Source organism: Ruegeria sp. YKSD179, from assembly GCF_059612885.1.
In genome coordinates this window covers 62405-87602 of sequence record NZ_JBXWRL010000005.1, presented here as the reverse complement: position 1 = coordinate 87602, position 25198 = coordinate 62405, and the positions used below count along the sequence as shown (strand labels likewise).

Below are 25198 nucleotides of genomic sequence, written 5' to 3'. Positions count from 1 at the left end.
ATTTGGATCGGATGCAGCTTGCCATAGACAATCTCTGCAGCGCATGGCACCCCAGACATACCTTTAAACGAGTGTGCGATGACCGAAACGACATTCACTCCCGGTCCAGACCAAAGCCTGAACTTCCGCGAAGCGCTGGGATGTTTTGGGACAGGTGTCACGGTGGTTACAACCAACACAGCTGGCGGGCCGGTTGCAATCACGGTCAATTCCTTTGCTTCGGTATCACTGGATCCGCCGCTGGTATTGTGGTGCCTTGCCAAAGACTCCAATCGCTACGACGCATTCAGCAATTGTCAGCACTATGCAATTCACGTGATGGCACAAGAACAGCACGATCAAGCATTGCAATTTGCCCGAAATGGTTTCGATTTTTCCCATACGAAATGGCATTGTGACGAAGCTGGCCGCCCTCGATTATCCGACTGCCTCGCCCGATTTGATTGCCGGTTGTCCGACATACACGATGCAGGCGATCACCTTATTCTGGTCGGACACGTTGAAACAGTTATGCACCGCCCGGGACAAGGACTGATTTTCAAGCGCGGGCAATTTGGTGGATTCGCTGATCTGATCTGATCAATCGTCTAAAGAACCGTGTACAGCCAAAGCTTCAAGTTGGGTTTCTTGCGGCGTGATCACTCGAAAAGCCTCATGAACACCTGCACCCGTAAGTTCTCGCGCGACTGTAAGCAATGTGTTTGGCGCGTGGTCCTCGCACATTTCTGTCATATGATCTATCTCGGCCTGAGCAACCTCCATAGCCGTCTCAATCGAAGGGGCGCCGTAAAGTCGTACAAAGTGATCAGCCAAATTTTGTTTCATCTGTTCCAATTCAGCAGGTTCGATTTGTGTCACGGCCACAAAAGTAACTCGGCCAAATGTCTCCAAACCCAGCCAACCATTTGCAAAAGCCTGTCGTGCCTTGCCCTCTAAATCGCCCTCGCCCCAGTTCGAAAACTCGAAGCCGCCAGAAATACACCATTCTCCGGTACGCGCCGGCGAATGAAAAACGTTCATGTCACTTTCATCAAAGTGAATAGCGCGCGCCAACTTCATCATGCGTTCTCCAACAATTGAGTCAGAGGGCGCAGTTGCGTATCGGAGCCTTTCCGAATTAGCATCCCGAACCTCTCGTCCGTACCAAGGAACACGCCCTGTTCTCCAATTGGTTCTCCGACATCACGTATCAACCCCATCCACTCGCTGTGCAATGAAGCGTTACCTTCTTCCTGCCAACGATTGAGCCACGTCAGCATATGACGGGACCAACTTTCAACCAGCTGCTCAGGCGATACATCGGCACAACCCTCATCATAGAGCGCGGTAATATCAGGCGTTTCGCCTGGATCACCACTGGTCTGCAACAACGCCAGTTCCCAACCTATCACGATCCAATCAGGTATGGTATCCGGGTCCGAAGACGAGGCCGCGGCATGAAACGTGCCACATTTTGCGCCATTCACGAAAATCGGTCCATCCCAGCCCAGATGTACGGCAACTTCGGGCGGGGCCAAAGCGCCCAAGGCGTTCTGAAACCCTACTGCACACAACGGCAGCATGGCCATGGCATCTTGCAGCGGGACTTCGGGCGCGAAAACGATTGCCACACGCAGCCTGTTCGCCTGAATGTTGTAAACAACCGTTCCCGCATCGCAGCCGAGCGCTGACATGGCCTGAGCACGCTCAAACGGGTTTTCCCCACCCGACACTGAATGGCCGGTCAATAATGGCGGAAAAACCGGCTGGCTCATGCGTTACCTTTAGCAATCAATTCACGGGCAATTTTACGGAAAGATTCTGCCTGCGGACTATCTGGTTTGCTGACCACGATCGGTGCGCCACCGTCTGCTGCAACGCGAATATCTAAATGTAAAGGAATCTCACCAAGCAAAGGAACGCCCAGCGACACAGCCTCGGACGCAACGCCACCATGACCAAACACGTGTTCCTCGTGTCCACAGTTCGAACAAATATGCGTGGACATGTTTTCGATCATTCCAAGTATTGGTGTCTTTAGCTGCTGGAACATGTCGATACCCTTTCGAGCATCAATCAGTGCCACATCTTGCGGAGTTGACACAACGATCGCTCCGTCCACTTTAAACTTCTGGCTCAGTGTCAGTTGCACGTCGCCCGTTCCCGGTGGCAAGTCAACGATCAAAACGTCCAATGCGCCCCATTGCACCTGACCCATCATCTGTTGCAGTGCCCCCATCAGCATCGGACCCCGCCAAACGACTGCCTGCCCTTCGTTGGTCATCAGACCCATCGACATCATTGTAACCCCATGATTTCGAAGTGGCAGGATCGTTTTGCCATCAGGACTTGCCGGCCTTCCGGAAACTCCAAGCATTCTGGGCTGCGACGGACCATAAACATCTGCATCCAGCAAGCCGACCCGTCGACCTTCGGCCGCAAGTGCACATGCGAGGTTAGCAGAAACCGTGGACTTACCAACGCCGCCCTTTCCCGAGGCTATGGCGATAATCCGGTCCACACCAGGTACGGCTTGCGGTCCAGTTTGCGAGGGCTTGGGCTTGGGCTTGAGATCCGGTGGAGCCTTATCAGAATGTGCCGTCAGCATAGCCGAAACCTTTGTCACGCCTTCAACCAACTGAGCCGCCTTTTCTGCCGCAGCGCGCACAGGCTCCATACGTTCGGCCTGTTTCGGATCGATCTCAAGCACAAAGCGCACTGTATCACCTTCGACATTCAAGGCACGCACAACTCCGGCGCTGACAATGTCCTGACCAGAAACTGGGTCCGTGATCTTTTTCAGGTTTGCAAGAACTGCGTCACGAACACTCATGCGTCATTACCTATATTTTGCCCTGTCTGATGGGCGCTGCGTTTCGCCAGTTTCTGGTCGCCGCTCATTGCACGTGTCTCCGTCCTAAGTTTGTTCATTTGACGCAATCGGTCCCGGGCCGTTAGGCTGAGCCATGCGCTTTGTCTTGTTGTGCCTGAGCTTGACGCTCTCTGCTACCCCCTCTTGGTCACAAGAGGCGATTGGCCTTGCCGCTCCGGATGAGATTTCAGACTCGGGTCTTTTGCAACATATTCTTCCACGCTTTTCTCTCAAGACCGGGATCAAGGTAGTAGCTGACGAAAATGGCAGAATGTCTATTTCCACAGCCCCCTCGGGCGACCCGGTGTTCCAACGAGACGGCATTGTCTACCACCTGCAGATCGAAGATGATGCCAAGCATTCGCGATTTCGCGAATGGATTTTGTCGGATATCGGGAAACGTACAATCGAGAGCTTTGCGCCAGCACAAGGTGATCCGTTTAACGCAGACATTAAAGTTGAGATTAAACAAGCCGAGCAGGTGATAGACGGAGATGCCGCCCTTGGTCAAAAGCTCTCGCTTAGTTTGTGCGGCCGCTGTCACATTATCGGCCCTCAAAACCGAATGAACGGCCTTGGTTCGACACCATCCTTTGCGGTACTTCGCTCCTTACCAGATTGGTCCGAACGTTTTGAAGCGTTTTTTGCTCTTAACCCGCATCCCTCGTTTACGCAGGTCAAAGACATTACCCCGCCTTTCGCAATAGATCGTCCACCCCCTATCCATCCAGTCGAAATGACAATTGAAGATCTCGAAGCAATCTTGGCTTTTGTCTCAGTTATGCAAGCTGCAGATTTGGGCGCCCCGCTGGAACTTCAGTGATCCTTTCGTTTTGAAAAGTAGTCCTCGGTCGTCACTACGCGCGGCTTTGGCGCAGCCTGAAAAGGATTGTCCTGGCTGTGAAACTGCGCATTCACTCGACAATCGTCACACATCTGGATCAAACGAGCCTGTTCCGAAGTGGCGAACATCGGGTGACTGCCTGAAAGTTTTTCCATAATCCTCTCAATAGCAGATTTCACGCCAAAGGCCGCTCCGCACTCTACGCAGGCGAATGGCTCTTCTTCGTTCAGCACTTGCTGGGACAAGGCAGCGTCTGAGAGGTCGAGTTGGGGCACCAGAGTGATGGCATCCTCAGGACAAATCGTGCTGCACATTCCGCATTGCAGACAGGCGTCTTGCTGGAAATTCAGCTGCGGCTTGTCCGGGTTGTCCATCAACGCACCTGAGGGACAAAGAGACACGCAACTTAAGCAAAGCGTACAGCTGTCCAAATTCACTGAAACTGCACCGTAGGGTGAGTTTTCAGGCAAAGGAAGCGGCGCGGTGGATTCAGGGTTCAGTGCTTGGGCCGCTAGTCGGGTAATTTGACGCCGGTTTCCGAGGGGCAGAACCGGGTTCGACAACGGTTTAGGCACGGCCTGTGTGTAAAGTAGGTCGGAAAAAGCATCTGGGTCAGTCTCGTCAATTAGCCCAAACGCTGTTTTCCCTGCAATCGCCTCAGCCAAAACTAATTCGCGGTCCAGAGCATCTCTTTCAGTTCTCGGCGCCAATAACACGTCAACTCGGGCAAATCCGTGGGCCAGACCTGCCAGCATTTCAGCATGACCAAAACCAGAGATAGTATTCAACTCCAATGGGATCACGTTACCTGGCAGGCCTTGGCCAAAGCGAGCAGCAAGCCTGATCATGTGTGCCCCATGGGAATCATGCACCAAAAGTCTTGGGTTAGACCCGCCTGCGCTGCGATAGGTGCGCGCAAGAATATGCATCCGAGACAGTAATGCGGAAACAGGCGGGTCTTCGTACGTAATGGCAGTGGACGGGCAAAGCGCCGCACAAGCTCCACACCCGGCGCAAACCATAGGATCTATCGTTATGTGATCACCGGCCGGAGTAATCGCCCCGGTAGGGCAAGCATCAAGACAGTTTGTGCATCCAATCTGTTCCGCCCGCGAATGGGCGCACAACGACTCGTCCACTCGAACATATAAAGGTTTTTCAAATGTACCGACGAGCTGAGCAGCATCAAAAGCCAAGTTTGCAACGGCCACAGCATCTCGCGGATCGGCCCGCAAATACCCTTCGCGCTTTTCAGGGGCTGTCACGAAAGGTGTATCGCCCGCAACATCTATTAATATATCGCAGCGAGAAGTTGCTCCGTCGCGAGGTTCAGTCCAGCCGAACGCTCTTCGTCCTCCGGGTTCCAGTTGTTCAACTTGATCAAGACGCAAGACAAAGCCACCTAATGCGCCCGACACACTGCGCAAATTTGCTCGGACAACGTCATATGACCGGTCCATGAGTTCGGAACGGTCCGTCACCAAAACCGTCACAGCCAAGGTTTGTGACAATCGTTCCGCCAAACCGAAAGCGACTGAGCCGGGGCCAATTATACAACAAGTGCCCTCGCTTACGACGTCAACGCCCGGCGTAACTGGGATCGGCAAAGTCGCCTCGGCGGCCAACGCTGCCATCTTGGGCGTAGCATCCTGACCCTCAGCTGACCAACCTGCACGATCACGCAAGTCCACAAATCCAGGACGTTCCTCACCGAGTTCGGCGGCCAGATCGACAAAAACCGCAGTTTCCTGTCCGCAGGCGATTACCAATTGATCGCCTTGCTCCATCGCTTCGGCAGCTGCTTCCAATTCGTGTGTGCACAACGCCGTGTGAACCCGAGAGCACACCAATTCGCATGACCGGGAAATCTGTTCCCTATCCATTTTTTGCGAACCAGCGCAATCGCACAACATCAGCTTGCCGGCCATAATCTCCCCCCGGGCTGCAATCTCTTGCTCAGCACATTAGACTTAATCAAGCGAGTGGCAACGCAAACACCGTCGAACACAGTGGAATTGTGCATTATTTTTCACACTCTCTTTCTCCTGTTTGCTTTCCGAGTTTAATATCGAATGCTTTCTTTGAAAAAACGACACTCAATACTCACTGTGGACTTGGCACAAGGCCAATTTATGTACCATAGTACATCAATGGGAAGGCAGGGGAGAGCCTTCTGGGGAGGACTAAGTGGCTGGGGCCGCAAGCCAGATTGAAATGCCCGTTGGCATTATTGTTCGAAAAACGCCAGGTGTGACCCGATGGGCTCGCTGGAATTGGCGCGCAGTCGCTGCTTTGCCCGGCGCTGGTCCGGCCAATTGGCAGGAGCTGCGACGCGAAGGTGAAGCCGTTGAATACCACGCAGCGACCCTTCCCTTGACCCTATGGGTAGATGAAACAGAAGCGTACATGGTGAACCTGTCAGACGGACAGCCATCTTTATACTTGGTTCTGCGAGATGAGCTTGTTGGAGATCATCCCTTGAATGTCGTTCTAGTTACAGCTTCTCCGTTTGAGGGTCAGGACTATGCCGACACCGGCGAAGAAATTGTCGAAAAAATTCCCATGAGCGAAGGATTGATCGCTTGGGTTCGCGACTTCGCGCTGCAACATCACAAGGACGAGATCTTTGTGAAGCGTCGCCGCGACAAAAAACGCACCGACTTGGTAGAGGATGGACGGGGCGACGGACGTATCCGTCAAGACTCGGACGTTTATCGCGCTCCTCGGAGGCTACTGCAATGAGCGAGAACCGTGATTTCTGGTCCCGCCGGAAAGCTGCTGTTCAGGCCGAAGCAGAGGCAGAGACTGCAGCGGTCGAAGCGCAGGAACTTGCTGCGCGCCATTCCGAACTGGAAGAAAAGACTGACCAGGAAATTCTGGCTGAATTCAATTTGCCGGATCCCGATGCGTTGGAACCAGGTGACGACGTCTCAGGCTTCATGTCCAAAGCCGTTCCGGATCGACTGAGACAACGCGCGCTTCGAAGGTTATGGAGACTTAACCCTGTATTGGCCAATGTGGACGGATTGGTGGAGTACGGTGAGGATTACACCGACGCAGCATGCGTGATTGAAAACCTCCAGACCGCATATCAGGTCGGCAAGGGAATGCTGGCTCACATCGAGGCACTTGCAGTGTCCGAAGAGGAAGAAACAGACGAACCTGTCGAAGAGCTTAGCGACCAGCCCCCACCCAGCGAGCCAATTGACGAACCGCTCCAACCTCCCGTGCAGATGGTCGAACTTGGCGAAACAGAAAGTGACGCGGACCTACCCCCCTCCCCGCGCCGCATGATATTTGAATTTGAAGGATGACTGAATGACCGCCAACAACGCGCAAACAGTGGATATCTCGGCAGAGGATCGGCTACGCGCGGATTTTTATAACTTTCTGGGTCTTCTTATGGCTGGCCCCCCCGATCAATTACTGCTGGACCAAATGGCCGGGCTGAGCGGTGATGACACGGATTTGGGTCAGGCGATTCAAGCAATGGCGAGGGTGGCCAAGATTACCAAACCTGCAGCCGCCGAGCGGGAATTTAATGCCTTGTTCATAGGGCTGGGACGTGGAGAGTTGCTGCCCTACGCCAGCTTTTATCTGACTGGGTTCTTGAATGAAAAGCCGTTGGCGCAACTGCGCAACGACATGGCAGCGCGCGGGATAACAAGAGCAAAGAACGTTTTTGAACCCGAAGACAATATCGCCTCTTTAATGGAAATGATGGCCGGTATGATTGTCGGGCGATTTGGCACAGTGGCAACTTTGGACGAACAGCGGGCGTTCTGGAACAAGCATATCGGTCCCTGGGCGGCCCATTTCTTTTCTGATCTGGAGGCTGCTGAAAGCTCAGTACTCTATGGTTCGGTTGGAACAGCCGGACGGATATTTATGGAAATCGAACGTGAAGCATTCCGAATGACGGCGGCCTAGTCCGCCATTCGCCGGTGCCCAAATGGGCATCAAACCGCAATTGGGACAGGAGGAGACCATGAGCAAGACCAAGGAAGAAGGCGCAACGCGCCGCAACTTCCTCAAACTGGCCGGAACCGCAGCGCCTGCTGCAGTCGCCGCCGCCAGCCTGAGCGGGAAAGCCGAGGCATCAGAGTTGCCGACGGACGAAACCCGGATGCAGGATACAGCGCACACACGCGCATACATAGAAAGCACCCGGTTTTAGAATCGGACGCCTTCACACCCGACTGAAGGTTGCGATTGGCCCTGACGTCGGTTTCAGCAGTACCAAGCCAGCCATGGGTTACATGGCCAGCAAGGGAGGAAAGAAATGCTTAGGAAAAAGACCAACGGGGTTGCGAGACGCCCCCAGCGGACAAGTATCCTGTCCCAGATCGGCGAAAAAACCGTCGATCGCCGCGCGTTCCTGCGCGGGTCGGGCCTGACGATTGGCGGTCTTGCCGCGATCAGCGCCACGGGTGGAACCGTGACGCCAGCCAGTGCCCAAACAGCGGCCAACCAAGCCGTTGAAAATGTGAAATCCGTTTGCACTCATTGTTCAGTCGGATGCACGGTGATTGCCGAAGTGCAGAACGGCGTATGGATCGGCCAGGAGCCCGGTTGGGACAGCCCGTTCAATCTGGGCGCCCACTGTGCCAAAGGTGCAGCGGTACGTGAACACGCCCATGGCGAGCGCCGCCTGAAATACCCGATGAAAAAGGAAGGCGGCGAATGGAAGCGCATTAGCTGGGAAGAGGCGATCAACGAGATCGGCGACGGCATGATGAGCATCCGCGAAGAATCTGGCCCCGATAGTGTCTATTGGCTGGGTTCTGCGAAGCACAACAATGAACAGGCCTATCTGTTCCGCAAATTTGCTGCCTACTGGGGCACCAACAACGTGGACCATCAGGCCAGAATTTGCCACTCAACCACGGTTGCGGGTGTTGCGAATACATGGGGCTATGGCGCCATGACCAATTCGTATAACGACATCCATAACTCCCGTGCCATCTTTATCATTGGCGGCAACCCTGCCGAGGCGCACCCCGTCTCGCTGTTGCATGTTCTGCGCGCGAAAGAGCAGAATAACGCCCCGCTGATCGTCTGCGATCCACGCTTTACGCGCACCGCGGCGCATGCGGATGAATATGTCCGTTTCCGTCCCGGAACAGACGTTGCGCTTATCTGGGGCATCCTGTGGCACATCTTCGATAACGGCTGGGAAGACAAAGAGTTCATCCGTACCCGTGTCTGGGGAATGGACCAGATCAAAGAAGAAGTCGCCAAGTGGAACCCGGACGAGGTCGAGCGTGTTACCGGCACACCCGGATCGCAGCTCAAGCGCGTTGCGCGCACTATGGCCAACAATCGTCCCGGTACCGTGATCTGGTGCATGGGAGGTACGCAGCACACCAACGGCAACAACAACACTCGTGCCTACTGCGTACTTCAGCTCGCCTTGGGCAACATGGGCACTGCTGGTGGTGGTACAAACATCTTCCGCGGCCATGACAATGTGCAAGGCGCGACAGACCTAGGCGTATTGTCCCACACCCTGCCCGGCTACTACGGCCTGTCCGCAGGTGCCTGGGGTCATTGGGCCCGGGTTTGGGGTGAAGAACCAGAGTGGCTGGCAGGTCAGTTCGCAACGATCAAAGATAAGGAAGGCAAGGACAAGTCGCTTCAGAATGAACGCGGCATCCCTGTCTCCCGATGGATCGACGGCGTTCTGGAAGATCCTGCAAACATGGACCAAGACAACAACGTCCGTGCAATGGTCCTGTGGGGCCACGCGCCCAACTCACAGACCCGCGGTCCGGAAATGAAGACGGCGATGGAGAAATTGGACATGCTGGTCGTGATCGACCCGTATCCCACAGTATCCGCCGTTATGCATGACCGCACTGACGGTGTTTATTTGTTGCCCGCTTGCACGCAGTTCGAAACCCGTGGCTCGGTCACGGCCTCGAACCGTTCCCTGCAGTGGCGTGACAAAGTGGTTGATCCGCTGTTCGAAAGTCTACCGGATGAGGTCATTATGGCCAAGTTCGCGAACAAGTTCGGCTGGGCGGATCGGTTCTTCCGCAATATCGAAATGGAAGACCCTGAAACCCCGAATGTTGAAAGCATTACACGTGAGTTCAACTCGGGCCTCTGGACTATCGGCTACACTGGTCAGTCTCCTGAGCGGATCAAAAGCCACATGGCCAATCAGCACACGTTCGACAGAACAACGCTGCAGGCAGTGGGCGGTCCAAACGACGGTGATTACTACGGTATGCCTTGGCCCTGCTGGGGTACAGCCGAGATGGGTCACCCGGGAACACCTAACCTTTACGACATGTCCAAACCGGTTGCCGAAGGTGGCCTGACTTTCCGTGCCCGTTTCGGCGTGGAACGCGATGGCGACAACCTGCTGGCCGAAGGGGTCTACAGTGTCGGATCGGAAATTCAGGATGGTTATCCAGAATTCACGATGCAGATGCTGATGGATCTTGGTTGGGACGGTGATCTGACGGACGAGGAACGCGCAGCAATCGACGCTGTGGCCGGTCCGAAAACCAACTGGAAGACAGACCTTTCGGGCGGTATCCAGAGGGTTGCGATCGAACACGGCTGTGCGCCCTTCGGGAACGCCAAAGCCCGCGCGGTCGTGTGGACCTTCCCGGATCCGATCCCACTGCATCGCGAACCGCTTTACACGAACCGGCGCGATCTGGTGGATGACTATCCGACCTACGAGGACCGTCAGGCTTATCGCCTACCTACCCTCTACGCTTCGATCCAAAAGAACGACTTTTCAAAGGATTACCCAATAATCCTGACGTCGGGTCGATTGGTCGAGTATGAGGGCGGCGGTGATGAGACACGGTCGAACCCTTGGCTGGCTGAGCTTCAGCAGGACATGTTCGTCGAGATCAACCCTCGCGATGCCAACAACCTTGGTATTCGTGACGGAGCACAGGTCTGGGTCGAAGGTCCTGAGGGCGGTAAAGTCAAAGTTATGGCGATGCTGACCAACAGGGTCGGTGCCGGCGTAGCCTTTATGCCATTCCACTTTGGCGGCCATTTCCAGGGCGAGGACCTTCGGGACAAATACCCCAAAGGCGCCGATCCCTATGTGCTGGGCGAAGCGACAAACACCGCTCAGACCTATGGCTATGATTCAGTGACCCAGATGCAAGAGACCAAAGCGACTCTCTGCAAAATCTGGGCAGCGTAAGGAGGACGATAATGGCTAGAGCAAAGTTTCTCTGCGACGCTGAACGCTGCATCGAGTGCAACGCCTGCGTAACCGCGTGTAAGAACGAACACGAGGTGCCGTGGGGCATTAACCGCCGCAGGGTGGTGACGATCAATGACGGTAACCCGGGTGAACGCTCGATATCGGTGGCCTGCATGCATTGCTCGGACGCTCCGTGTATGGCGGTTTGCCCAGTCGACTGCTTCTATCAAAACGAAGAAGGAGTCGTTCTGCACTCGAAGGACTTGTGCATTGGTTGCGGTTATTGCTTCTATGCGTGCCCGTTCGGCGCACCGCAATTCCCACAAGCGGGCAACTTCGGATCGCGCGGCAAGATGGACAAATGTACCTTCTGCGCCGGTGGACCCGAGGAAACGCACTCGACCGCAGAGTTCGCCAAATATGGTCGTAATCGGATTGCCGAAGGCAAGCTGCCTATCTGCGCCGAAATGTGTTCTACCAAAGCCCTGCTCGCCGGTGACGGCGACGTGGTGTCGGCAGTTTACCGCGAACGCGTTGTGGCGCGCGGTTTCGGCTCGGGCGCCTGGGGTTGGGGTACCGCATACGACCAGAAAGACGGATAAGGTTCCGTCCTAATGTTGTCAGATGACCCGCCAAAGCGGGTCATCTGCTTGGAATTTTGACTGAGGTTCAGATGTTCCGTTTATTCATCGCACTGCTGCTGTCATTCGTTATGGTCAATACGGCCATGGCACAATCAGGCGAGGCCGAGGCCCCAGCAACAACTGACAGAACCGCCACTGGAGGCGCCACGACGCTTGAGGACATTCTGGCTCGGCAGCGTGGCGAGAAGATCGACAACAGTTATAGATCGGGAAACACAGGTCAAGGTAACGCAGAAGGCCTATTAGGGCAGCTGGGTACCCGAGGCGTGGCGTCAGACAGCGACGTTTTCCGCGCTTTACGTTACGGTTCGGCTGACGTCACAGTTTCGTCCAAGGGACCTGCAGCAAGCGTATTGATTCAGGATGGCGGAATGTGGTGGCTGAATTTCCGCACCGGTCCCCTGCGCGACTACGGCAACTACATAATAGGTGGGATGCTGATCGTGCTGTTACTGTTTTTCGTGCTACGAGGCCGCATTAAAATTGACGGCGAAAAAACAGGCCGGACGGTCACCAGGTTTAATGGCTTTGAACGTTTTGGGCACTGGCTATTCGCCGGATCTTTCCTCGTATTGGGTATTACCGGGCTGCTGACGCTGTACGGTCGTGATTTTCTAATTCCGCTTTTTGGCAAAGAAGGATTTGCCACAATAGCGCAGGGTTGCAAGTGGCTACACAACAATCTGGCTTGGGCATTTATGCTGGGTCTTGTGATTATTACAGTCAATTGGATTGCGCATAACATTCCCAATCGCGTTGATCTGAAATGGCTGGCTGCAGGCGGCGGATTGTTTACCAAAGGCAGCCATCCTCCCGCCAAGAAATTCAACGCCGGACAAAAGATAATTTTCTGGCTGTGCATCTTGTTGGGTGTCTCTATCAGCCTGTCTGGTTTGTCCCTGCTCTTCCCGTTCGAGATGCCGTTGTTCGCCAAGACGTTTTCGATTGCGAATTCGACTGGTATCCCGCAACTCATGGGACTGGACTTGCCTGTTCAGATGTCGCCCCAGGAAGAGATGCAATACGCGCAAGTCTGGCACGTCATGGTCGCCTATGCGTTCATCGCAATCATCCTCGCCCACATTTATCTGGGTTCTGTCGGAATGGAGGGCGCATTTGACGCCATGGGAACGGGCGAGGTCGAAGAGCAATGGGCGCGTGAACATCACTCGCTGTGGCTGGAAGAAGTCCAGGAAAAGGAGGCTGGGAAAGCCACGGCCTCACCTGCTGAATAAATGAGAGTTTTAATCATTGCGCTGGCGCTCTTGCCTCTGCGTGCAGAGGCAGAGTTTTTTACGCTAAAAGGCCATGGTGGGCCCATAATGGGAATTGCTACCGCCCCGGATGGACGTATCGCCACTGCCAGTTTTGACAACTCCGTGGGGTTGTGGACTCAGCAGTCACCGGAATGGTTGGAAGGCCATGAGGCCGCAGTTAATTCTGTCATCTTCAACGGATCAACAATCTATTCTGCAGGAGACGACTTCACCTTGCGCCAATGGCCCGGCGGTGAGGTTATCGGCCAGCACAAGGGCAAAATTGTGGGCTTAGCGATCTCAAAAACCCATGTCGCAACAGCCAGTTGGGATGGAACGATCGGGTTGTGGCCTGTCGACGGTTCGACCCCTTCTGTGCTGGGGCCCACTGGAAGCGGTGTCAGTGACGTGGAATTTACGCCAGACGGATCACATCTGTATTCGGCCGGGGTTGATGGTTCACTGCGTCTATGGGACTTGACCACTGGGCAGGAAGTTGATCGCCTGATTGAACATGGATTTGGAATCAACAAACTAGTTCTTAATGCTCAGGATAATTGGATCGCTTATGGCGCAGTAGATGGGGTCACGCGCATCCTTGATCTGACGACGAGACAAGAACGTGACTATACGCTAGGCCGCCGCCCAATTCTTGCCCTTGCCCTTAGCCCTGACCGAACCAGATTGGCTGTCGGCGACGGCGAGGGATACATAATGCTGATCAATACAGTCAATTGGCGTATCGCTCAGGATTTTCGCGCAACTTTGCGTGGCCCGGTCTGGGCATTAGCCTTTTCTTCCGACGGCCAAAACATCCACGCAGGTGGGATTGATGAAGCTATGTACAGTTGGCCTGTCGCAACACTGTCAGAACAGGAACGGATGGCCACCGTTGAACCGAGCTTCTTGAAAAAGCCCGAGGAAATGGAAAACGGAGAGCGCCAATTCGCCCGCAAATGCTCGATATGCCATAGCCTTACAACTAACAGCCAAAGGCGCGCTGGTCCGACGCTGCATAAAATATTTGGGCGCAAGGCGGGAACTATTCCCGGATATTTGTACTCGGATACATTGCAAGACTCTGATATCATTTGGAATGATGAGACAATAAACGCTCTTTTCGACGAGGGCCCCGATCACTACATTCCTGGGTCCAAGATGCCGATGCAACGTATCACTGGCGAACAGGATCGCCTTGATCTGATCGAATTTTTGCGCGTCGCTACGGCGGACGAAAACTGAGCCGGAGGAGACCATGAAAGCTTTTCTAAGCGCCGTTGTTGTTATGGTTCTGATTACTATTGCTGCTCCTTACGCGCTGGATCAGATCGGGTTCAGCGCCGCCGACGCGGGGTCCGGGTCAGCCGTTCGACTTGACTGAATGTCACAATACCTGACCACACGTGAACTGGCCGATTTGTTGCGCATTGGCGAGCGTAAAGCCTATGATCTTGCGTCATCAGGCGAAGTGCCCTGTGTTCGGGCCATGGGAAAGCTATTATTTCCCAAGGATGAAATTGTCGTTTGGCTGAATTCATCTCGAACTGGGCCGCAGGTCGCTGAACCGCCCTTGCCACCAATCGTCGCAGGCAGCCACGATCCCCTGCTAGACTGGGCGTTACGCGAAAGCGGATCAGGCTTGGCCACCTATTATGACGGCTCGTTTGATGGGTTGCGCAGGCTAAGCGACCGAAGCGCGCAAGCCACTGTATTGCATATTCATGAAGATAACGGATTCAACGTGAAATCCCTTAAGGACACTGTTGGCGAAGCGCCCGTCGTTCTTTACGAAGTTGCACAGCGTCAACGTGGATTGTTGTCGGCGCCAGACATTTCCGACATTTCCGGATTTTCTGACTTGAAAGGCCGACGTGTTATTTTGCGTCAGGATAGCGCGGCCAGCCAACGATTGTTCGACGCCCAATTGGAAGAACATGGATTGACCAGAGCCGATCTAAATACCCTGCCTGATTGTGCCCGCACCGAAGAGGAACTGGCCATCGCACTGCGGGATGGCAAGGCAGAAGTCGGGTTCGGGCTGGGCGCACTGGCCGGATTTTTGGGGCTTAATTTTCATCCCACTCACAATGAACGATTAGATCTTGCCATATGGAGGCGCGCCTTTTTTGATCCCCCTATGCAGACTCTGATCGGTTTTTTGAACGGCCCACGTTTCATTCAGCGCGCCGATGAGTTGGGTAGCTATGACCTTTCAGGCCTGGGTCGCATCCACCACAACGGCGCCAGTGGCTAAATCAGAAATTTAATTTGCGTTTGGGAAAAATAGCTGTACGCCGTCCTGCGTGTATGAGCCTATCGCAGACTGTCCATCTGGCCCAGTCAACCATTCGATGAACCGTTGCCCTGCGGCTGATCGAACGCCAGGGTGTTTCTCCGGGTTCACCAAGATGACTCCGTATTGATTGAACATTCGAGGATCCCCTTCGATCAAAACCTCAAGATTCCCTCGGTTTCCGAAAGTTTGCCAGGTTGCACGATCGGTCAACGTGTAAGCATTCATGCCGCTCGCCACGTTCAATGTCGCCCCCATGCCGGAACCAGTTTCCCGGTACCATGTTCCCGACACGTCGGTCAGATCAATCCCGATTGGTTGCCAAAGACGCAACTCTGCTTTGTGGGTTCCACTATCATCGCCACGTGAGGCAAAGGTAGACTCGGTCTCCGCGATCGCGGTCAATGCAGCAACGATATCATCGCCCCCTTTAACTGCGGCCGGATCAGATTTTGGGCCCACAAGAACAAAGTCGTTGTACATCACGTCAAAACGTTCCACGCCCCATCCGTCTGACACGAACTGTTCCTCTGCAGGTTTTGAATGCACCAATAAAACATCCCCGTCCCCATTGATTGCATTCCTGATCGCCTGCCCCGTTCCAACGGCGACCACACGAACATCGATGCCAGTTTCAGCCTCGAAACCCGGAAGAATATGGTCAAACAGCCCAGAATTCTGGGTAGATGTGGTGGATTGAACCACGATAAAAGGTTCTTCCGCTGCAACAGACAGTGCTGACAGGCCAAACAAAAGCACATTGGCCCGGATCAGATTTAGGATCATCGCCAATCTCCGTGAAATCCAACTTATGTGACGAGCCTGCCTGCCAAATAACGGCGCGAGGCCTCGCTTGCAGGAGAGTCTAATACCTGTTTCGCAGCGCCGTGTTCCACCACATAACCGCCCTGCATCATAACCACATCCGAAGCTAACCGCCGAGCCTGACCAATATCGTGCGTTACCATCACGATGCGCACCCCCTGGGACGAAGCACTAAGGATCATCCGTTCTATTGCTTGCGTCGCGCCTGGGTCCAATGAGCTGGTCGGTTCGTCGAGAAACAATGTCTTTGGGGAAAGAGCAAGTGCGCGCAATACTGCCAAACGCTGCGCCTCACCCCCAGAAAGATATCTGGCGGATTGCCGCGCTTTCTCAGACAATCCGCCTTCAGCCAGCAGATCCGCGATTTTCTTCTTACGTTCGGCGCGCGCCAAACCCACTCGTTTGAGCGCAAAATCCAGGTTCCCTGCAACAGACCGCCTTAGGAGAACTGGTTGCTGGAACACCATTGCCTGTTGTGACTTGTGAACCGCATTCAAAGGGACGCCACCTTGTGTGACCCGCCCACAGTCTGGCGAAATAAGTCCGTGTAGACAACGCAACAGGAGGCTTTTTCCTGCGCCGTTCGGCCCTAAAATCAAAGTAGGACCCGGGCCATTCAGACTTAGTTGAGGCACATCCAAAAGGACCGAGCCTTTTCGGGTGATATGAACACCGCTTACTTTCAAACCGGCTGTTTCTTCAATCATGAGGTCACGCATGGCGCAGGCCTTCTTGTTCAGCCCGCAATGTCAGTGTGCTGACCATTGCGTTAACCGCGACTGCTATTCCTATCAAGATCGCCCCTAGCGCCAAAGCCAACGCCAGATTGCCTTTAGAGGTTTCAAGCGCGATGGTTGTTGTCATCACCCGGGTTACATGGTTGATATTTCCACCCACAATAATGACCGCACCGACTTCGGCGATCGCCCGCCCGAAACCTGCTAACAAGGCCGTCACCAACGCCAATCGTGCATCCCACAAAAGAACGGGCACAGATGCCAGCCGCGACACGCCTAGCGACCGAAGCTGTTCGGCATATTCCTCGGCCAACATTTCAACTACTTGCCGGGTCAAAGCCGAGATGATTGGTGTAACCAACACGACCTGAGCGATAATCATCGCGGTTGGCGTATATAGCAGTTCGAAAACCCCAAGCGGCCCAGAACGAGACAGCATGAGATAGACTAGAAGGCCGACAACAACTGGAGGGAGCCCCATTAGTGCATTCATCAGAATAATCAGGACCCGACGCCCAGGAAATCTTGCCACAGCCAGCGCGGCACCCAGTGGCATTCCTATGACAGCCGAAATCAAGACCGCCAGAATTGAAACTTCCAGAGACAACAGAACAATTGACCAAAGCTCTGCATCTCCCCGAAAGATCAAAGCCAAAGCCGTACTGAATTCTGATGTAAATCCCTGCATTTTCTCCTCATAACGCAAAAATCAGAATGATCTGCGCTGAATTACAGTGAAATATGAAGCCGAACCGACGTCAAGTGCGGTTAGCCGACCGGTAACCACAAAAAAAACGCGGCCTCAAAGAGGCCGCGTTCGTTACCTTCACGTGCGTGGGGTTAATTTAGCGCTGCATCTGTAATCTGATGCGTCCAGGCGCCTTCTGGTTGTTTTGTAATGACCGGATCGGATCCACCCGCCAACAAAGTCGCAACTGTGCGATCAAAATCGGCCGGGTCCAACGCTCCATTCGAGCCTGCCGTCAGTTTGGCGATTTCGCCCATCATACGGTTTTGGTGCTCTTCAGTCTGTGCGCCGGTCGCATCATTTTCCAGCACAATTTCTGCGGCTTCAGCCGGGTTTTCCTCAGCGTATTTCCAGCCTTTCATCGAAGCGCGAACAAAGCGTTCCATTTTGTCGACAAATGCCGCATCGCCCAGGTTTTCTTCCAGCACATAAAGGCCGTCTTCCAACGTTGCTACGCCTTGATCTTCATACTTGAAGGTGACCAGTTCATCCGGGTTTACCCCCGCGTCGATGACTTGCCAGTACTCGTTGTACGTCATAGTGCTGATGCAATCTGCCTGACGCTGCAAAAGAGGGTCGACGTTGAAGCCTTGCTTCAGAACCTCAACCCCGCTTTCGCTTTTTCCGTCTGTGTCGATGCCAAGCTGGCTCATCCAACTCATGAACGGAAACTCGTTTCCAAAGAACCAAACGCCCAAAGTACGGTTTTTCAGATCCTCAGGTGAGGAAATACCCGCGTCTTTCCAGCAGGTCAGCATCATGCCCGAACTCTTGAAAGGCTGCGCGATGTTAACCAACGGTAGACCTTTTTCCCGCGCAGCTAAGGCCGCAGGCATCCATTCGACAGTTACATCCGCGCCTCCGCCTGCAATCACTTGAGTTGGCGCAATGTCAGGGCCTCCGGGAAGGATCGTAACATCCAGCCCCTCTTCTTCGTAGAAACCCTTGTCCTTAGCCACGTAGTATCCAGCAAATTGCGCTTGCGTGACCCATTTCAATTGCAATGTCACCTCGTCCGCTGCAAGAGCCATACTGGCCGCCATACCGAAGGCGGCAACCGCTCCGCTAAGTAGCATTTTCATTTTGATATCTCCTAGTTGCTTTTTTGTTGCCCCTTGACCGGGGTCTGTTGAATTATTCTCACTGTTTTTCACGTTGCGACGGGTGCCAAAACGTAACCGCTTTCTCGATACCGGCGACAAGCCCGTAGAACGCTGTGCCGGCCAGTGCCGCGACGACGATTTCGGCCCAGACCATGTCCAACGACAGTTGCCCAACGCTGGTCGAAATCCGAAAACCCATACCAAGAGTTGGCGAACCAAAGAATTCCGCCACAATAGCGCCGATAAGGGCCAGTGTCGTCGAAATCTTCAACCCATTGAAAACGAAAGGCATCGCAGCAGGCAAACGTAATTTCAAAAAGCTTTGCCAGTAGGATGCGGCATACGTCTCCATAAGATCCCTTTGCATCGCAGTCGCCTCTCGCAGTCCTGCTACAGTATTCACAAGCATCGGGAAGAAAACCATCACCACGACCACGGCGGACTTCGAGTGCCAATCGAATCCAAACCACATAACCAGTATGGGCGCGGTCCCAACAATCGGCAAGGCGGCCACAAAATTTCCAACCGGTAAAAGACCGAGACGAAGAAAATCCCACCGATCCACCGCAATAGCCGTCAGAAATGCCGCGCTGCATCCAATGACGTAACCACTCAAGGCGCCCTTGATGATTGTCTGAACAAAATCCTCCCACAGAATGGGCAGGCTATTTACAAATCTCAGCCCAATGACGGAAGGAGCAGGCAGGATGACCAACGGCACCTCTAGCCCCCGGACTAACAGCTCCCACACAAAAATAATGGTCAAGCCGAATATCAACGGCGCCAGAAAACGAACCACTTGGCTGTCCGCCTGCGGGCCACTTGCCAGGCGATTGTTTAGCCACCAGCCAAAGATCCAAACAAGCAGCGCAAGAAATACCAGCGTCATCGGGCCATCCCCATTTTCCGGAGAACAGTCCGTTCAATTAGCCCCAACAAACCTACCAGGCAGGCCGCCAATACGGCTGCAGCAAAAAGCGCCGACCAAATTTGCACGGTCTGGCCATAATAACTGCCGGCCAACAGACGAGCCCCCAAACCGGCGACCGCCCCTGTCGGCAACTCGCCAACGATGGCCCCGACCAGAGACGCCGCAACGCCGATTTTGAGCGATGCAAAAAGGTATGGCATCGAGGCAGGCAGACGAAGTTTCCAAAATCCTTGAGACTGACTTGCGTTATAGGTTCGCAGAAGATCAAGTTGCATCGCATCCGGACTACGCAAGCCTTTGACCATGCCGACAACAACAGGGAAAAAGCTTAGGTAGGCTGAAATGATAGCCTTGGGAATAATTCCCTGAACGCCTACCGAATACAGAACTACGATGATCATCGGCGCCAGCGCGATGATCGGTATTGTTTGGCTGACGATAGCCCAAGGCATAACCGAAAGGTCCATGACGCGACTGTGAACGATCCCAACGGCCAGCAAAATGCCGAGGCCCGTACCAATTACGAAACCTAACATCGTTGCACTGAGCGTCACCCAGCCGTGATAAATAAGCGAGCGTTTTGAAGTGATCTTTTTCCCCACCGTCGTGTCCCATAGTTCTGCTGAAACTTGGTGCGGAGACGGAAGGCGCGGTTTACCCTGCGCCCAAGTGGACGGAATTGCAAACCCGTTGTCCAATACCAGTCCAATCTCGCTCATGTCCCGACGCGCGCTGGCAGAGGGCGGTTGCACCTCTGCGCCCCCGCGTTCCAGCTCGGTCAGAACACCCTTGATATTCATCGGAACGCAAGCGGCGTACCAAACGAGAACGATCACAACAATGACTGTCAGAATGGCAACGACCTGTTTCATGCGCGCCACTCCATCCGAATGACTGGCAGTGTCTCGGGCGGTGTAGGCGGTTCTATGCCTGTCGCTTCGAATCCTTCACGGCGATAGAATTTTTGCGCGGCCTTGTTGGGTTCGTGAGTTGTGAGCCAAAGATAGTCACGCCCTGATTTTGCATGATCCAGTAAACGTTTGCCGATACCTTGCCCCGTGCGCAGGCAATACAGTGCACCGACTTTTTGTTCCTTTGGGTCAACGGACATGTAACAATCCACGGGATTTCCAGCGACCCAAATCTCGCGTGCAGGAAACGCCTCGCGGATCAGCGCTTCCAACTCGTCTTCTGACAATTCTTCGGGCATCCAGTCAGTTTGCGACATCCAAACTGCAATAACATGCGCGCAAGCCCGCACATCTTTTGTCTCTGCCCTTCTGATGGCATCCGATGACATCAGACTTCATCTCCGTGGCCAGCTCGCAACCCTTCGCGAACACGATGGGCAACATCGATGAATTCCTGTGTATCGCGGATATCCAGCGGGCGCTCTTTGGGAAGCGGGCTTTCAATAACATCTGTAATCCGCCCTGGGCGAGGACTCATGACCACAATTTTGGTGCTTAGATAAACGGCCTCAGGGATCGAATGGGTCACGAAACCAATGGTCTTTTTTGTCCGTGCCCACAGCGCCAAAAGTTGCTCATTCAAATGATCGCGCACAATTTCGTCCAGTGCACCAAAAGGCTCGTCCATTAAAAGGATGTCCGCGTCGAACGCCAGCGCGCGCGCGATGCTGGCACGTTGCTGCATGCCGCCTGACAGCTGCCAAGGGAACTTGCCGCCAAACCCTTTTAAGTCAACTAGTTCCAGAACCCTATCTACACGCTCATCTTGGTCGGCTTTAGAATAGCCCATGATCTCAAGCGGTAGTTTTACGTTTTTGGCAATCGTCCTCCAAGGATACAACCCGGCGGCTTGAAACACATAACCGTACGCTCTGTTTCGTCTGGCTTGATCCGGCGACATTCCGTTGACGGTCAAATTGCCTCCGGTTGGTGTTTCCAGTGCGGCTATGCATCGTAGAAAAGTCGTCTTCCCGCAACCCGATGGCCCTATAAAGCTGACGAACTCACCTTTGCTAATTTCCAGATTCACATCTTTTAATGCGTGAACCGGCCCGTCATTGGTTTGAAAGGTGAGATCCAGCTGTCTTGCCTCGACGACAGGCTGGGTAGTGCTTTCAGTATTCATTCCACCGCCCTGAAAAAATTCGATATTTAGCCGCCGGTGCGACGGCCTGGCTGCGTCATACACCCGTTGCCGGAATTCCGCTACGTTTGATCGGTTGAGGTGCTGTCAATTCTTTCCAGGTACTCAGCGCTTTGTTTACATGGCTGTTGGGTTCCCGCGCGACGAATTCTCCGTGACCTTCCTGTGTACGTATTTCCCCATCGTGAACAGCAATCTGACCTCGCGACAAAGTAAACCGAGGCAGTCCTTTGACTTCTTTGCCCTCAAAAACGTTGTAGTCAATCGCAGATTGCTGGTTTTTAGCGGAAATAGTTTTGGTTTTTTCAGGGTCCCAAACTACGATATCAGCGTCAGCACCGACGAGAATTGCGCCCTTTTTCGGATAACAATTCAATATCTTAGCGATGTTTGTCGAGGTAACCGCCACGAATTCGTGTGGCGTTAGTCGCCCTGTGTTAACGCCATGCGTCCATAACATAGGCATACGATCTTCCAAACCGCCAGTACCGTTGGGAATCTTTGTGAAGTCACCCACTCCGTAACGTTTCTGATCGGTTGTGAAAGCACAATGATCGGTGGCCACAACGCTGAGCGTTCCAGAATGAAGACCCGCCCACAAGCTGTCCTGATGCTGCTTGTTTCGGAACGGCGGGCTCATTACACGGCGGGCAGCATGATCCCAGTCGGGATGAAAATACTCACTTTCGTCCAATGTCAGATGCTGGATCAACGGTTCACCCCAAACACGCTTGCCCTGCATCTTGGCGCGTCGGATGGCCTCATGTGCTTCTTCGCAGGAAGTGTGGACGACATACAACGGCACACCCGCCATATCGGCAATCATAATGGCTCGGTTGGTCGCCTCTCCTTCGACCTGTGGTGGTCGCGAATAGGCATGTGCTTCTGGTCCCGTATTTCCTTCCGCCAGCAACTTTGCACTGAGTTCGGCGACAACATCCCCATTTTCCGCGTGGACCATGGCGATACCGCCTAATTCGGCCAGGCGCGTAAATGAGGCAAACAGCTCGTCATCGTTCACCATCAGAGCGCCTTTGTAAGCGAGGAAGTGTTTAAACGTATTTATTCCACGCTCTTCAACGACAGTCTTCATGTCATTGAAAACCTGTTCTCCCCACCATGTCACGGCCATATGAAAGGAATAGTCACAGTTTGCACGTGTTGATTTGTTGTCCCAGCGCTTCAAAGCGTCCAGCAGGCTTTCTCCCGGATTTGGCAACGCAAAATCAACAACCATCGTCGTACCACCAGCCAAGGCCGCGCGCGTTCCGCTCTCAAAATCATCGCTGGAATATGTGCCCATGAAGGGCATCTCAAGATGGGTGTGGGGGTCGATCCCGCCCGGCATGACATAACAACCGGTCGCGTCCAATTCTTTATCACCTTTCAAATCAGGGCCAATTTCGGTGATTACTCCGCCCTCGACCTTTACATCCGCCTTGTATGTCAGGTCGGCTGTCAGAACGGTTCCGTTTTTGATAACAGTGCTCATATTAATCTCCCTGCGCGGTTTGTCCCGCTTACTTTATCTGGCCAAAATATCTGGTACCTCACCTTAGGGGCGAGGGAACAGCGCCCTTTATTCCACTATTTCGGCTGTCTCGACGACCGCATGGAACAGAACATCCGCTCCTGCCGCGGCCCAATCTTTGCTGATTTCCTCGGCTTCGTTATGGCTTAGCCCATCAACACATGGGCACATGACCATTGCGGTAGGAGCCACGCGATTGATCCAACAAGCATCGTGGCCAGCACCAGAAATAATATCTGTGTGGGAATAGCCTAGCCGCTCGGACGCTCCACGAACCGCCGCAACGCAGTCTTCGTCGAATTTGACCGGATCGAATCCACCAACTTTCTCAAATTCGATCTCCAGCCCCATTTTATTTACTATTTCTTGTGCCGAAACCCGCAGGCGATTTTCCATGTCTTCAATGACTGATAATTCGGGCGAGCGAAAATCCACCGTAAATACGACTTTGCCCGGGATAACGTTTCGCGAGTTTGGGTAAACATCGATATGGCCCGCCGCACCAACAGCATGCGGTGCGTGCGACCACGCAATTTCATCCACCTTTTCCAAAATTCGGGCCATTGCCAAACCCGCATTTTTTCGCATCGGCATTGGTGTTGAACCGGTATGCGCGTCCTTGCCCGTCACGGTGATTTGCGTCCAGCTTAGTCCTTGCCCGTGCGTAACAACGCCAATGTCCTTTCCTTCGGCTTCAAGGATTGGTCCCTGTTCAATGTGTAGTTCAAAGAACGCATGCATCTTGCGCGCGCCCACTTCTTCGTCGCCGCGCCAACCAATGCGCTTCAGTTCATCGCCAAATTTCTTACCATCAGCATCTTCACGATCATAAGCCCAGTCCTGTGTATGCATTCCCGCAAATACGCCGGACGACAACATTGCAGGCGCATAACGCGTACCTTCTTCGTTAGTCCAGTTGGTGACGACAATCGGGTGCTTGGTCTTTATACCAAGATCATTGAGCGTTCGAACAATTTCCAAGCCGCCCAAAACACCAAGGACACCATCGTATTTTCCGCCGGTAGGCTGAGTATCCAGATGCGATCCCACATAGACTGGTAGCGCTTCAGGGTCACTGCCCTCTCGTCGCGCAAACATGTTGCCCATTTGGTCCAGCCCCATCGAACAGCCCGCGTCTTCGCACCAAGACTGAAACAACGCTCTTCCTTCTGCGTCCTCATCAGTCAAAGTTTGCCGGTTGTTTCCTCCCGCAACGCCTGGGCCGATCTTCGCCATCTCCATCAGGCTTTCCCAAAGCCTGTCGCCATTAATCCTGAGGTTCTGAGCCGGAGCTGACATGTTGTTTTCCCTGTTGCTTGCGATTTGGCTCGCTTTTAACGTCTTGATTTGACCATCTGGTCAAACTCACGCTATCACGGGTTCGACATCAGTCAAGAAATTGCATAGTGACGCAAGAGTTTTCGGCATATTTCTTGCTCGTCAGGTGAAAAAAGAGACGACCGGAGAACATGCCTAAAGACCGCGCCCCGACCCGCATTCAGAAAAAGAACCGCGCAGCGATTCTCGAGGCCGCGTTAAACGTGTTTTCAGCACATGGGTTTCGAGGCTCGACAGTTGATCAAATCGCATCCGAGGCAGGCCTGAGCAAACCGAACCTTTTGTACTATTTTCCCTCAAAAGAGGCGATTCATACGGCCTTGTTATCTGGTTTGCTTGAAACTTGGCTGGCGCCGCTAAACGACTTGGACGAAGAAGGAGATCCCCTGCAGGAAATCCTTTCCTATATTCATCGCAAGCTGCAGATGAGTCGCGAACTTCCCCGCGAAAGCCGCCTTTTCGCCAATGAACTGGTCCAAGGGGCACCACGAATTCACAACGCGCTTTCAAACGATCTAAAAGTACTGGTCGACAAAAAATCAGCGGTTTTATCCAAGTGGATGGATCAGGGAAAAATAGCTCGTGTTCATACCCATCACCTCATTTTTTCAATATGGGCACTAACCCAACACTACGCCGACTTCGACGTACAAGTGCGAGCGATTTTGGGGGAAGAAGACCCATTCGAAGGCGCAGAACAGTTTATCGACACCCTATACCGTAAGTTGCTCACGCCATAGGCAGCGCAATGCCAATCTTACTTGCGCAGCACTCGGATATTTAGAGAACTTAAATTTGTCAC

General features: G+C 53.7%; 27 protein-coding genes. 13 read left to right on the top strand and 14 right to left on the bottom strand.

All coding sequences use genetic code 11. The annotated features are described in order from the left end of the window. Positions 1-78 precede the first annotated feature (78 nt). Positions 79-579 (top strand): flavin reductase family protein, encoded by a 501-nt coding sequence (locus AC2FNE_RS04600; protein WP_496804865.1) that lies wholly within the window; start codon positions 79-81, stop codon positions 577-579. Here the strand turns inward: AC2FNE_RS04600 and AC2FNE_RS04595 are convergent, their stop codons facing one another. Genes AC2FNE_RS04595 through AC2FNE_RS04585 form a run of 3 tightly spaced genes read right to left on the bottom strand, consistent with a single transcriptional unit; the run spans position 580 to position 2812 of the window. Next, a complete protein-coding gene (locus AC2FNE_RS04595; RefSeq protein WP_170476568.1) occupies positions 580-1059 on the bottom strand; it encodes a DUF6505 family protein in 480 nt (159 codons plus the stop codon). It lies immediately after the preceding gene. Beyond that, on the bottom strand, positions 1059-1754 hold the full coding sequence (locus AC2FNE_RS04590) for a biotin/lipoate--protein ligase family protein (RefSeq protein ID WP_170608244.1): 696 nt from the start codon (positions 1752-1754) through the stop codon (positions 1059-1061). Before AC2FNE_RS04590 ends, AC2FNE_RS04595 begins: the two co-directional genes overlap by 1 nt. Next, the gene (locus AC2FNE_RS04585; protein WP_170475531.1) at positions 1751-2812 is read right to left on the bottom strand and encodes an Mrp/NBP35 family ATP-binding protein; all 1062 of its coding nucleotides are present in this window, start codon (positions 2810-2812) and stop codon (positions 1751-1753) included. The genes AC2FNE_RS04590 and AC2FNE_RS04585 overlap by 4 nt, the downstream gene beginning before the upstream one ends. 133 nt (positions 2813-2945) lie before the next feature. Here AC2FNE_RS04585 and AC2FNE_RS04580 point away from each other — a divergent pair, with 133 nt between their 5' ends. Beyond that, positions 2946-3674, top strand: coding sequence for a hypothetical protein (locus AC2FNE_RS04580; RefSeq protein ID WP_496804864.1), 729 nt, complete (start codon positions 2946-2948; stop codon positions 3672-3674). On the opposite strand, the gene AC2FNE_RS04575 is transcribed toward AC2FNE_RS04580, so the two are convergent. After that, positions 3668-5623, bottom strand: a complete 1956-nt coding sequence (locus AC2FNE_RS04575) for a 4Fe-4S binding protein (RefSeq protein ID WP_496804863.1) — start codon at positions 5621-5623, stop codon at positions 3668-3670. The genes AC2FNE_RS04580 and AC2FNE_RS04575 overlap by 7 nt on opposite strands. 259 nt (positions 5624-5882) lie before the next feature. On the opposite strand from AC2FNE_RS04575, the gene AC2FNE_RS04570 reads away from it, so the two are divergent. The 10 genes from AC2FNE_RS04570 to AC2FNE_RS04525 all read left to right on the top strand — a co-directional run bounded on the left by AC2FNE_RS04570 (position 5883) and on the right by AC2FNE_RS04525 (position 15029). Continuing rightward, complete coding sequence (locus AC2FNE_RS04570; protein ID WP_170475536.1) at positions 5883-6437, top strand: DUF3305 domain-containing protein; 555 nt, start codon at positions 5883-5885, stop codon at positions 6435-6437. Next, complete coding sequence (locus AC2FNE_RS04565) at positions 6434-7009, top strand: DUF3306 domain-containing protein (RefSeq protein WP_170475538.1); 576 nt, start codon at positions 6434-6436, stop codon at positions 7007-7009. Before AC2FNE_RS04570 ends, AC2FNE_RS04565 begins: the two co-directional genes overlap by 4 nt. A gap of 4 nt (positions 7010-7013) precedes the next feature. Continuing rightward, positions 7014-7625, top strand: coding sequence for a TorD/DmsD family molecular chaperone (locus tag AC2FNE_RS04560; protein ID WP_170475540.1), 612 nt, complete (start codon positions 7014-7016; stop codon positions 7623-7625). A gap of 58 nt (positions 7626-7683) precedes the next feature. Then, on the top strand, positions 7684-7872 hold the full coding sequence (locus AC2FNE_RS04555) for a twin-arginine translocation signal domain-containing protein (protein ID WP_170475542.1): 189 nt from the start codon (positions 7684-7686) through the stop codon (positions 7870-7872). 105 nt (positions 7873-7977) lie between these two features. Next, complete coding sequence (locus tag AC2FNE_RS04550; protein ID WP_170608251.1) at positions 7978-10872, top strand: formate dehydrogenase subunit alpha; 2895 nt, start codon at positions 7978-7980, stop codon at positions 10870-10872. An 11-nt stretch (positions 10873-10883) separates the two neighbouring features. Further along, the gene (gene fdh3B / locus AC2FNE_RS04545) at positions 10884-11477 is read left to right on the top strand and encodes a formate dehydrogenase FDH3 subunit beta (RefSeq protein WP_170475546.1); all 594 of its coding nucleotides are present in this window, start codon (positions 10884-10886) and stop codon (positions 11475-11477) included. Between the two features lie 71 nt (positions 11478-11548). Next, positions 11549-12754: a formate dehydrogenase subunit gamma gene (locus tag AC2FNE_RS04540; protein ID WP_170475548.1), complete on the top strand. Its 1206-nt coding sequence runs from the start codon at positions 11549-11551 to the stop codon at positions 12752-12754. Next, the gene (locus tag AC2FNE_RS04535; RefSeq protein WP_170475549.1) at positions 12755-14017 is read left to right on the top strand and encodes a c-type cytochrome; all 1263 of its coding nucleotides are present in this window, start codon (positions 12755-12757) and stop codon (positions 14015-14017) included. Positions 14018-14030: 13 nt separating this feature from the next. Next, positions 14031-14156, top strand: a complete 126-nt coding sequence (locus AC2FNE_RS04530) for a hypothetical protein (protein ID WP_302477855.1) — start codon at positions 14031-14033, stop codon at positions 14154-14156. Further along, positions 14157-15029, top strand: coding sequence for a substrate-binding domain-containing protein (locus AC2FNE_RS04525; RefSeq protein WP_170475551.1), 873 nt, complete (start codon positions 14157-14159; stop codon positions 15027-15029). Between the two features lie 9 nt (positions 15030-15038). Here the strand turns inward: AC2FNE_RS04525 and AC2FNE_RS04520 are convergent, their stop codons facing one another. The 10 genes from AC2FNE_RS04520 to AC2FNE_RS04475 form a co-directional block, all read right to left on the bottom strand. Continuing rightward, positions 15039-15854 (bottom strand): ABC transporter substrate-binding protein, encoded by an 816-nt coding sequence (locus AC2FNE_RS04520; RefSeq protein WP_170608253.1) that lies wholly within the window; start codon positions 15852-15854, stop codon positions 15039-15041. Between the two features lie 23 nt (positions 15855-15877). After that, positions 15878-16612, bottom strand: a complete 735-nt coding sequence (locus AC2FNE_RS04515) for an ATP-binding cassette domain-containing protein (RefSeq protein WP_170608255.1) — start codon at positions 16610-16612, stop codon at positions 15878-15880. Further along, the gene (locus tag AC2FNE_RS04510) at positions 16605-17318 is read right to left on the bottom strand and encodes an ABC transporter permease (protein ID WP_170608256.1); all 714 of its coding nucleotides are present in this window, start codon (positions 17316-17318) and stop codon (positions 16605-16607) included. The genes AC2FNE_RS04515 and AC2FNE_RS04510 overlap by 8 nt, the downstream gene beginning before the upstream one ends. A 152-nt stretch (positions 17319-17470) precedes the next feature. After that, complete coding sequence (locus AC2FNE_RS04505) at positions 17471-18460, bottom strand: ABC transporter substrate-binding protein (protein ID WP_170475558.1); 990 nt, start codon at positions 18458-18460, stop codon at positions 17471-17473. A gap of 58 nt (positions 18461-18518) precedes the next feature. Beyond that, positions 18519-19370, bottom strand: coding sequence for an ABC transporter permease (locus AC2FNE_RS04500; protein WP_170608258.1), 852 nt, complete (start codon positions 19368-19370; stop codon positions 18519-18521). Then, positions 19367-20284 (bottom strand): ABC transporter permease, encoded by a 918-nt coding sequence (locus AC2FNE_RS04495; protein WP_496804862.1) that lies wholly within the window; start codon positions 20282-20284, stop codon positions 19367-19369. The genes AC2FNE_RS04500 and AC2FNE_RS04495 overlap by 4 nt, the downstream gene beginning before the upstream one ends. Next, complete coding sequence (locus AC2FNE_RS04490; RefSeq protein WP_496804861.1) at positions 20281-20712, bottom strand: GNAT family N-acetyltransferase; 432 nt, start codon at positions 20710-20712, stop codon at positions 20281-20283. Before AC2FNE_RS04490 ends, AC2FNE_RS04495 begins: the two co-directional genes overlap by 4 nt. Beyond that, complete coding sequence (locus AC2FNE_RS04485; protein ID WP_170608264.1) at positions 20712-21509, bottom strand: ABC transporter ATP-binding protein; 798 nt, start codon at positions 21507-21509, stop codon at positions 20712-20714. The genes AC2FNE_RS04490 and AC2FNE_RS04485 overlap by 1 nt, the downstream gene beginning before the upstream one ends. A 55-nt stretch (positions 21510-21564) precedes the next feature. Next, a complete protein-coding gene (gene hydA / locus AC2FNE_RS04480; protein WP_170475567.1) occupies positions 21565-23019 on the bottom strand; it encodes a dihydropyrimidinase in 1455 nt (484 codons plus the stop codon). Positions 23020-23106: 87 nt separating this feature from the next. Continuing rightward, positions 23107-24357, bottom strand: a complete 1251-nt coding sequence (locus AC2FNE_RS04475; RefSeq protein WP_170608268.1) for a Zn-dependent hydrolase — start codon at positions 24355-24357, stop codon at positions 23107-23109. Between the two features lie 170 nt (positions 24358-24527). Here AC2FNE_RS04475 and AC2FNE_RS04470 point away from each other — a divergent pair, with 170 nt between their 5' ends. Then, positions 24528-25136 (top strand): TetR family transcriptional regulator C-terminal domain-containing protein, encoded by a 609-nt coding sequence (locus tag AC2FNE_RS04470; RefSeq protein ID WP_496804860.1) that lies wholly within the window; start codon positions 24528-24530, stop codon positions 25134-25136. The last annotated feature ends 62 nt before the right edge of the window (positions 25137-25198 follow it).

Excerpts from the sequence above, each read along its gene's own strand:
- AC2FNE_RS04500 (WP_170608258.1), bottom strand. The coding sequence starts at position 19,370 with ATGACGCTGGTATTTCTTGCGCTGCTTGTTTGGATCTTTGGCTGGTGG.
- AC2FNE_RS04525 (WP_170475551.1), top strand. The coding sequence starts at position 14,157 with ATGTCACAATACCTGACCACACGTGAACTGGCCGATTTGTTGCGCATT.
- AC2FNE_RS04490 (WP_496804861.1), bottom strand. The coding sequence starts at position 20,712 with ATGTCATCGGATGCCATCAGAAGGGCAGAGACAAAAGATGTGCGGGCT.
- AC2FNE_RS04575 (WP_496804863.1), bottom strand. The coding sequence starts at position 5,623 with ATGGCCGGCAAGCTGATGTTGTGCGATTGCGCTGGTTCGCAAAAAATG.
- AC2FNE_RS04505 (WP_170475558.1), bottom strand. The coding sequence starts at position 18,460 with ATGAAAATGCTACTTAGCGGAGCGGTTGCCGCCTTCGGTATGGCGGCC.
- hydA (WP_170475567.1), bottom strand. The coding sequence starts at position 23,019 with ATGAGCACTGTTATCAAAAACGGAACCGTTCTGACAGCCGACCTGACA.
- AC2FNE_RS04485 (WP_170608264.1), bottom strand. The coding sequence starts at position 21,509 with ATGAATACTGAAAGCACTACCCAGCCTGTCGTCGAGGCAAGACAGCTG.
- AC2FNE_RS04515 (WP_170608255.1), bottom strand. The coding sequence starts at position 16,612 with ATGCGTGACCTCATGATTGAAGAAACAGCCGGTTTGAAAGTAAGCGGT.
- AC2FNE_RS04540 (WP_170475548.1), top strand. The coding sequence starts at position 11,549 with ATGTTCCGTTTATTCATCGCACTGCTGCTGTCATTCGTTATGGTCAAT.
- AC2FNE_RS04595 (WP_170476568.1), bottom strand. The coding sequence starts at position 1,059 with ATGAAGTTGGCGCGCGCTATTCACTTTGATGAAAGTGACATGAACGTT.
- fdh3B (WP_170475546.1), top strand. The coding sequence starts at position 10,884 with ATGGCTAGAGCAAAGTTTCTCTGCGACGCTGAACGCTGCATCGAGTGC.
- AC2FNE_RS04555 (WP_170475542.1), top strand. The coding sequence starts at position 7,684 with ATGAGCAAGACCAAGGAAGAAGGCGCAACGCGCCGCAACTTCCTCAAA.
- AC2FNE_RS04560 (WP_170475540.1), top strand. The coding sequence starts at position 7,014 with ATGACCGCCAACAACGCGCAAACAGTGGATATCTCGGCAGAGGATCGG.
- AC2FNE_RS04535 (WP_170475549.1), top strand. The coding sequence starts at position 12,755 with ATGAGAGTTTTAATCATTGCGCTGGCGCTCTTGCCTCTGCGTGCAGAG.
- AC2FNE_RS04600 (WP_496804865.1), top strand. The coding sequence starts at position 79 with ATGACCGAAACGACATTCACTCCCGGTCCAGACCAAAGCCTGAACTTC.
- AC2FNE_RS04475 (WP_170608268.1), bottom strand. The coding sequence starts at position 24,357 with ATGTCAGCTCCGGCTCAGAACCTCAGGATTAATGGCGACAGGCTTTGG.
- AC2FNE_RS04565 (WP_170475538.1), top strand. The coding sequence starts at position 6,434 with ATGAGCGAGAACCGTGATTTCTGGTCCCGCCGGAAAGCTGCTGTTCAG.
- AC2FNE_RS04530 (WP_302477855.1), top strand. The coding sequence starts at position 14,031 with ATGAAAGCTTTTCTAAGCGCCGTTGTTGTTATGGTTCTGATTACTATT.
- AC2FNE_RS04520 (WP_170608253.1), bottom strand. The coding sequence starts at position 15,854 with ATGATCCTAAATCTGATCCGGGCCAATGTGCTTTTGTTTGGCCTGTCA.
- AC2FNE_RS04495 (WP_496804862.1), bottom strand. The coding sequence starts at position 20,284 with ATGAAACAGGTCGTTGCCATTCTGACAGTCATTGTTGTGATCGTTCTC.
- AC2FNE_RS04510 (WP_170608256.1), bottom strand. The coding sequence starts at position 17,318 with ATGCAGGGATTTACATCAGAATTCAGTACGGCTTTGGCTTTGATCTTT.
- AC2FNE_RS04470 (WP_496804860.1), top strand. The coding sequence starts at position 24,528 with ATGCCTAAAGACCGCGCCCCGACCCGCATTCAGAAAAAGAACCGCGCA.
- AC2FNE_RS04590 (WP_170608244.1), bottom strand. The coding sequence starts at position 1,754 with ATGAGCCAGCCGGTTTTTCCGCCATTATTGACCGGCCATTCAGTGTCG.
- AC2FNE_RS04550 (WP_170608251.1), top strand. The coding sequence starts at position 7,978 with ATGCTTAGGAAAAAGACCAACGGGGTTGCGAGACGCCCCCAGCGGACA.
- AC2FNE_RS04585 (WP_170475531.1), bottom strand. The coding sequence starts at position 2,812 with ATGAGTGTTCGTGACGCAGTTCTTGCAAACCTGAAAAAGATCACGGAC.
- AC2FNE_RS04580 (WP_496804864.1), top strand. The coding sequence starts at position 2,946 with ATGCGCTTTGTCTTGTTGTGCCTGAGCTTGACGCTCTCTGCTACCCCC.